Here is a 7,532-nt window from a genome sequence, read left to right as displayed (position 1 = left end):
ACCGTCACCATCGATCGACCACACTTCCTTGTCCGGACAGCCCGCTTTCGCGCCCATCGCAGCGGGAACCGAATAACCCATCGTTCCCAAACCGCCCGAGTTCAGCCAGGTGCGTGGTTTTTCGAAATCCACAAATTGCGCAGACCACATTTGGTGCTGGCCGACGCCGGCCACGTACACAGCATCGGGGCCGGCTGCCTTGGAGATTTCAGAGATGACGAACTGCGGCGATAAAGAGCCATCTTCTTGCTTGTCATAACCACGCGGGAAGCGTTCTTGCATGCCGCGCAGATAATTCAGCCACGGATTCAAGTCACCAATAGCACGCGAGGAATTATTCTGGAAAGCACGCAACAGCCCCAAAAGTACTTCGCGAGCATCACCAACAATCGGAACATCGACTGCGCGGATTTTACCAATCTCCGCGGGGTCAATATCAGCATGAATGACCTTGGCCTCCGGTGCAAAGCTCTCTGTATCACCGGTCACGCGATCATCGAAACGTGCACCAACGGTAATCAGCAAGTCCGCGCGCTGCAGCGCAGCAACCGCTGGCACCGATCCGTGCATGCCAGGCATGCCCATATGCAGCTCGTGAGACTCAGGGAACGACCCCAGCGCCATCAAGGTGGTCACCACAGGAATGCCAGTGTATTCCGCGAAATCCAGAAGCTCCCGGTGCGCATTGGCCTTGATGACGCCACCACCGATATACAGCACGGGTTTTTCCGCCTCAGCGATCATGTCGGCGGCTGCAGATAGCTGACGTGGGTGCGGGTTAGTCACCGGCTTGTAGCCTGGCAGGTCGACCGTCGTCGGGAACACATAATCCAGTTCGGCTACCTGCAAATCCTTCGGGATATCAACCAAAACAGGGCCTGGGCGGCCTGTCGACGCCAAATGGAAGGCCGCGACGATGGCTTCAGGGATATCTTCGACATGCGTGACCATAAAGTTATGCTTGGTCACCGGCATGGTGACACCACGGATGTCCGCTTCCTGAAAAGCATCCGTGCCCAGCATCTTTGACCCGACCTGGCCGGTAATCGCAACGACCGGAACTGAATCCAACATCGCGTCGGCCAGCGGAGTAACCAGGTTCGTCGCACCTGGGCCCGAGGTGGCGATCATAACGCCAACTTTGCCGGAGGCCTGCGCATAACCTTCTGCGGCGTGGCCGGCCCCTTGCTCGTGACGAGCCAGCACGTGACGTAGTTTTTGTGAGCTATACAGCGCATCGTACAGAGGTAGCACCGCACCACCTGGAATGCCGAAAGCAATTTCTGCACCTAGGTCTTCCAAGGTCTGCACGATGGCTTCAGCACCAATCATTCGCCGAGTTGCTCCATGAGAACCGGCGGCAGATGCTCTTGCCGACTGGCTGGGCTGGTTTGTGGCCGACACGTTGTTGGTCTCCATTCCATAAAGGTTTATCGTTTCGCGCTCGGGTGATCACTGCGAGGGCGCAAAGTTGCGGTGTTTTATTACGGCCCCTTTCACAACAAAAGCCCCCGACTGTAAGCACTATGGTTGGGTGCTGTCGGAGGCGTGCGTTGATACGGCTGCAAGTGAGTCCTACTCGGACACGCCCCCTAGGGCACTACTACTTGAAGTACTTGAAGTCGAATGCTGATCACGAGACATACATTACACAACGGCGTGAAAAAACTCTATTTCACCCATTCCGGCTCATACGATTTAACAATGACGGTCTAAAATTACGCGCCATGACGCTAGATTTCGTGCTGGATCAGCTCTGGCGCTGGACGATTGAACGTGGCGTGGATTTCGCCCTCCTTTTCATTGCTGCACTCCTGGTCCCGCGGGCAGGTCGGCTTGCTCATCGCTGGTCGCAACACCGTTCTCAGCGGTTTAGTGATTACGACGAATCCAAATCTTCGCTAGCTGTCGCCGGAGTGGCGATCTATATCGCGCAGTTGATCACGTACTTCGTATTATTCGTTTTCTTCCTGCAGCAACTCGGTTTTTCGCTCGTTGGCGCCACAATTCCCGCCACCGCAGCCTCAGCGGCTGTCGGTCTCGGCGCACAGTCAATCATCGCCGATTTCCTGGCTGGCTTTTTTATTTTGTCAGAAAAACAGTATGGGATTGGCGACTGGGTGAAATTCGAAGGCAATGGCATTGAAGTCGAAGGCACCATCATTCAGGTCACGATGCGGGCTACTCGTATTCGCACATTAAACGAAGAAACCATCATCATTCCGAATTCCACCGCCCGCGTGTGCATCAACCACTCGCATTATTGGTCCTCGGCTGTCGTCGTCATGCCCGTTCCCTTACTGGAAGTACAGTCACCCTGGGAGGCAGTGGAGCGATTCCAACACGCTACCCAACGCGCGCTGCGGGTTCCGGAAATCTCAGAAGTCTTGAAAGGCGAATTAGAAATCCACCCCGCGGTCGGAAAAGGCATTAACCCACCAGCCGTCGTCGGCATGCCCTGGACGGTTAATATTCGCGCGATGATTTTGACCGAAGCAGGAATGCAATGGATGGTCGAGCGCGCAATTCGCCTAGCGGTCTTGGACGAATTCTGGAATGAATACGGCTCGGCTCCCACCATCAACGGCGATTTGCAAGATGAAGTCACTCACCTAAAAAGGCAAAGCTACACCCCAGATACTTCCGGTGCCTATAAATCGATTCCGTGGGTTGATCTTTCACTAGCTACCCCATCGCCAGAAGAAAACAGCCAGGAGATCACAGAGCTCACTGCACAGGAGGCCGAGTTATATCACCGGTTCGACCCGCGTACGTTCGTCGACAAGCTGTTTTCGCTCAATGGTCGTCTACGACCATCGACAACAGGGCTGTCACTGTTGTTCATCGCCCTGTTGGTGATCCGTGTTCTGGGTTCCAGCATCGAGATTGACGGCGAGATCGTTCATGGTCCTCTGGCACCTGCGGCAACTGAATCTACACTCACGGTTTCTACGAATTAGAGTTTTGCCCGTGATCCCGTAGCATGGTCGCCATGAGTGTTGCAGAAGAACCTGCCCAGGGCACGAGTTTTCGCCCGGACCGCACCCACCTTGTCGCCACCGTGCTCATCGTCGGCATCGCGATCATGGGGATCGCTTGGGCACCACTCGCCCTAGGCTGGCTATTAATATTTCCCGTAGCTTTCATCTACTGGGTGCTGCGCTCGAAAACGACGGTCTCTGCAACCGGTATTCACATCACCTATGCCTTCAAATCTGCTGTTCAGATCAGCTGGGACAATTTCGAAGGAATTGGTTTTCAACGTTCTCGTGCTTTCGCCAGCACTAGCGACGGCAAACGGCACAACCTTCCAGGCATCACGTTTCAATCATTGCCGGAGTTGGAAAAGGCATCACGGGGCCGGATTCGCGATGTATTGACAGAAGGCAAAGAAGCCGCCGATGACAAAGTCGTCATCACACACCGCGATGGCCAGCGCATCATGATGACGCGCGAGGAATTTGAGAAATACGACGGCGTGGCTGCCCAGCATTATGAATCGCACCCCATCGCGAACAAGCAGCGGCAGGCCCAACAACCGCAACATCCGCAGCCGAACCGAAAGCGCAGCGGCCAGGAGCATGGTCGCCGGGAGCATAGTCGCCCGCAGCGCAGGCCACGACCACCACGCACTAGTTCCGGCAAGAACAATTCCCATGAGAAAGGCGTATAAGTGTATCCACTTCGCTCTAAGGTCACGACCGTTGGACGCAATGCGGCAGGTGCCCGCGCTCTGTGGCGTGCCACCGGTACCCGCGAGAATGAATTCGGCAAGCCCATCGTCGCGATCGTCAACTCGTATACGCAATTTGTTCCCGGCCACGTGCACTTGAAAGACGTCGGCGATATCGTCGCAGAGCAAGTACGCGCCGCGGGCGGTGTGCCGAAAGAATTCAATACGATTGCTGTCGACGACGGCATCGCTATGGGGCACTCGGGAATGCTGTATTCGCTGCCGTCACGCGAAATCATCTCTGACTCTGTTGAGTACATGGTCAACGCACACACCGTCGATGCGATGGTGTGCATTTCCAACTGCGACAAAATCACCCCGGGCATGCTTAATGCCGCGATGCGGCTGAATATTCCGACCGTCTTCGTCTCCGGTGGCCCCATGGAAGCCGGTAAAGCTGTCGTCGTCGATGGCGTCGCCCAAACTTCTTCTGACCTCGTCGACGCAATCTCAGCTTCAGCCAATGAAAAAGTCACGGATGATGAGCTCACGAAGATTGAAGAATCCGCTTGCCCAACCTGTGGTTCTTGTTCCGGCATGTTCACCGCAAACTCAATGAACTGCCTAACCGAAGCCCTCGGGCTGTCTTTGCCGGGCAATGGAACCACGCTGGCAACACACCAAGCCCGCGAAGGCTTGTTCCGCAAAGCCGGGCAACTAATCGTCGAAATGTGTGAGCGTTATTACGGCAACGAAGACGAATCAGTCTTGCCACGCAACGTCGCCACGAAAGAAGCCTTCCGCAACGCGATGGCCTTGGATATGGCCATGGGTGGCTCAACCAACACAATTTTGCATACTTTAGCTGCCGCCCAAGAAGGCGAAGTCGATTTCGACCTGCACGATATTGAAGAAATTTCGCATCAAGTACCGTGCCTTTCCAAAGTGGCTCCGAACGGCATTTACCACGTCGAAGATGTACACCGCGCCGGAGGTATTCCCGCAATTCTTGGCGAGTTGCGACGCGGCGGATTGCTGAACGAAGGCGTGCACACGGTGCAATACGACACCCTCGATGGTTGGCTCAACGACTGGGACATCCGCGGCGGCAAAGCCATCACGGATGCCGAAGACTTGTTCTATGCAGCACCTGGCGGAGTGCGCACCACGCAGCCGTTTTCCAGTTCTAACCGGTGGGAAACGCTCGACACGGACAGCGAAAACGGCTGCATTCACGATGTCATGCATGCACACTCCGCCGACGGTGGCTTGGTGGTGTTGCGCGGCAATCTGTCGCCGGATGGCGCCGTGCTGAAAACCGCTGGTGTCGACGAAAACCTCTGGGAATTCAGCGGGCCAGCGCGCGTGCTCGAGTCACAAGAAGCTGCCGTCAGCTCCATTTTGAAGCGTGAAGTGCAGCCGAGTGAAGTCGTCGTGATTCGCTACGAAGGTCCAGCCGGTGGCCCGGGAATGCAAGAAATGCTGCACCCGACGTCATTTTTGAAAGGCGCCGGATTGGGCAAAAAATGCGCTTTGATTACAGACGGGCGTTTTTCAGGTGGCACTTCCGGCCTTTCCATCGGACATATCTCGCCGGAAGCTGCAGCCGGTGGCTTGATCGGATTGATTGAAAACGGCGACACCATTCGAATTTCAGTCAAAGATCGAAGCTTGACTTTGCAGCTGGATGACGAAGAAATCGAGCGCCGTCGCCAAGAAATGGAAAGCCGCGAGAAGCCATGGCACCCAACTGAGCGCAAACGCACCGTGACCAAAGCTCTACGTGCGTACGCCAAGATGGCAACCAGTGCTGATAAAGGGGCTGTGCGCCAGGTTGACTAGCCCAGACGACAATCGGCAGGAACGCATACAGATGTCCACAACCCTGCCCACGTTGCGGGGACAGTCTACCCCGCTAGCATCCGCGGCCCCGCTAGTAGCAATCATTGGTGTGCTCGCGGGACTGGCTGCGACATTTTATCGACTGAATAAGACATCTGCACCGGTAGATATGGTGATCTACCGGCAAGGCATTGACGCATTCTTACATGGACGCGAGATGTATTCCGAGCCCATGTACGCCGGTGATCTTGCGCTACCTTTTATTTATCCACCATTCGGTGCGCTGTTCATGTCGCCGCTCAATCTGATTCCGGGCATCGATGATACGTTAGCCGGGCGCATCGTCATCGTGATCTCGAATGCTTTGCTGCTGGTCTGCCTCTGGTTGGTCTGGCGCTGGTTGCTCAACTCGTCGCGTACCGGCAGCCAGCAGGCACGACACTGGGCATTCCCTGCAGCTGCGCTCAGTTGGGCTGTCGCCTTGATTAGCGAACCAGTGGAGCTCAACCACAGTTTCGCGCAGATCAACATGATCATTATGGCCTTGGTGGTGCTCGATCTGGTGCCACGCGCACGATTGCTGCCACAAGGGTGGCTTATCGGAGTCGCTGCGGCTATCAAACTGACGCCCCTCGCGATGTTGCTATATTTCCTGTTGCGCAAGGATTTTCGTGCTTTGTTGAGCGCCGGAGTTTCTGCCGCCATCGCGACACTACTCGGCGCACTCGTGCGCTTCGATGCAACGTGGGAATTTTATGGTGCACGCCTACTAGGCATGGGCTCCGGTGGTGATTTCGGCGTAAACACCTCGTACCAATCGAATAGCTCGTGGCGTGGCATGATTCAACGTTGGTTCAGCAGCGAACAAGCGCTCGAGAATTCTTCAGGGCTTATCACTGTCATCTGGGCGGTGCTTGTTCTAGCAACCATTGCCGTTGGCGCCTGGATAATGCTGCAGCTGCTGCGCCGGGGCGATCTTGTCGACGCATGGCTCATCAATGCCTTGGTTATGTTGCTGATATCGCCGGTCTCATGGTCGCACCACTGGGTATGGCTGGCGATCGCGCTACCAGTGTGGACCTGGCGAGCTCTCACAACACGAGATTTTGCGCTCAGCGTCATCGTCGGTTTGTGGGCTGCCGTCCTGGTGTTTCTCGAACAACCACCGAAATGGTGGTACGGCGATGCCATCGAAGTACATGCCTTGAGTTTCTGGCCGAAGCTGTTTATCAGCGATTACGTGTGGCTGGGGCTTGCCACCATGATCGTGCTGGCATTAGCTTGCCAGCGGGTTCGTTCCCGCCAGCAGCCACCATGCTGCCACTACGGCGGCAATACCGATGATCACGAAGATCCACGACGACGCTAGCGGGCGGCGCGCCCATGCACGGGCGCCATCGAGCGAATAGAGACCAGGGCCGGTAAATTGCACGATTACCGCAATCGCGGCTGCGATGACCGGCAACCACAAGGTCGGTGCCCAGTTAAAGATGTTTAAGCCTGCTTGGTCCACGGCAACCTGATGCACCGCCATGAAGCCGGTTACGGCTAGCGCAACCATCGCGGCAAGCGGGGCGAGTAATCCCAGCAAAAGGAAAATTCCCGCGGCTAATTGCGCTGCCGGCACCGCTACCGCTAGCAGATGTGCCTGGTTATATGCAGAGAACTCAGATTCTAGCCCCGCAATTCCGTCGTAATCGCCGAGTGTGAAAAATGTGCCAACGCCCTGGATGATCAGCCATGCCGAAAATACGATGCGCAACAAGAACAAGCCTAAATCGATGGTTCCTCGGCGAGTATCGTCTGTCGAGCCGGGATCTTCTTTCGGCTGCTGTTCGCCGGTGAGGAGTTCTTGACTTCCCTGCGCATACGGTTGCTCGTCCGGGTATTGCTGCCCATTCACTGCCCCTGCCGGAGTCTGCTGCACCGGGATTGCGGATTGCTCGACCGGCACCGTGGTCTGCTTACCGGCAGGATCAATTACCTCGGTCGCGGCAAAATCTTCATCCCTATATTC

The 7,532-nt window shown here is 55.9% G+C and carries 6 protein-coding genes; 4 read left to right on the top strand and 2 right to left on the bottom strand.

The genetic code is table 11. The features are described 5' to 3' along the window. Positions 1-1,332 (bottom strand): biosynthetic-type acetolactate synthase large subunit (gene ilvB / locus RCH87_RS09450; protein WP_306516445.1); only part of this gene is annotated, 1,332 nt, incomplete at its 3' end. A 395-nt stretch (positions 1,333-1,727) separates the two neighbouring features. On the opposite strand from ilvB, the gene RCH87_RS09445 reads away from it, so the two are divergent. Genes RCH87_RS09445 through RCH87_RS09430 form a run of 4 tightly spaced genes read left to right on the top strand, consistent with a single transcriptional unit; the run spans position 1,728 to position 6,884 of the window. Continuing rightward, positions 1,728-2,960 (top strand): mechanosensitive ion channel family protein, encoded by a 1,233-nt coding sequence (locus RCH87_RS09445; protein WP_306516444.1) that lies wholly within the window; start codon positions 1,728-1,730, stop codon positions 2,958-2,960. 32 nt (positions 2,961-2,992) lie between these two features. Then, positions 2,993-3,673, top strand: coding sequence for a PH domain-containing protein (locus RCH87_RS09440; protein WP_306516443.1), 681 nt, complete (start codon positions 2,993-2,995; stop codon positions 3,671-3,673). Beyond that, positions 3,674-5,515 (top strand): dihydroxy-acid dehydratase, encoded by a 1,842-nt coding sequence (gene ilvD / locus RCH87_RS09435; protein WP_306516442.1) that lies wholly within the window; start codon positions 3,674-3,676, stop codon positions 5,513-5,515. A 31-nt stretch (positions 5,516-5,546) separates the two neighbouring features. Continuing rightward, entirely contained in the window at positions 5,547-6,884 is a 1,338-nt protein-coding gene (locus RCH87_RS09430) for a glycosyltransferase 87 family protein (protein ID WP_306516441.1), read from the top strand. Here RCH87_RS09430 and RCH87_RS09425 read toward each other — a convergent pair. Further along, positions 6,792-7,532, bottom strand: a 741-nt coding sequence (locus RCH87_RS09425; protein WP_306516440.1) for a DoxX family membrane protein, incomplete at its 5' end; no start/stop codon positions are given. The two genes, RCH87_RS09430 and RCH87_RS09425, sit on opposite strands and share 93 nt — an antisense overlap.

This window comes from Corynebacterium sp. (assembly GCF_030826625.1).
Classification (GTDB): Bacteria; Actinomycetota; Actinomycetes; order Mycobacteriales; family Mycobacteriaceae; genus Corynebacterium.
Note: the sequence above shows the minus strand (reverse complement) of the source record. Positions and strands in the feature narration are given on the sequence as shown.

Excerpts from the sequence above, each read along its gene's own strand:
- RCH87_RS09445 (WP_306516444.1), top strand. The coding sequence starts at position 1,728 with ATGACGCTAGATTTCGTGCTGGATCAGCTCTGGCGCTGGACGATTGAA.
- RCH87_RS09440 (WP_306516443.1), top strand. The coding sequence starts at position 2,993 with ATGAGTGTTGCAGAAGAACCTGCCCAGGGCACGAGTTTTCGCCCGGAC.
- RCH87_RS09430 (WP_306516441.1), top strand. The coding sequence starts at position 5,547 with ATGTCCACAACCCTGCCCACGTTGCGGGGACAGTCTACCCCGCTAGCA.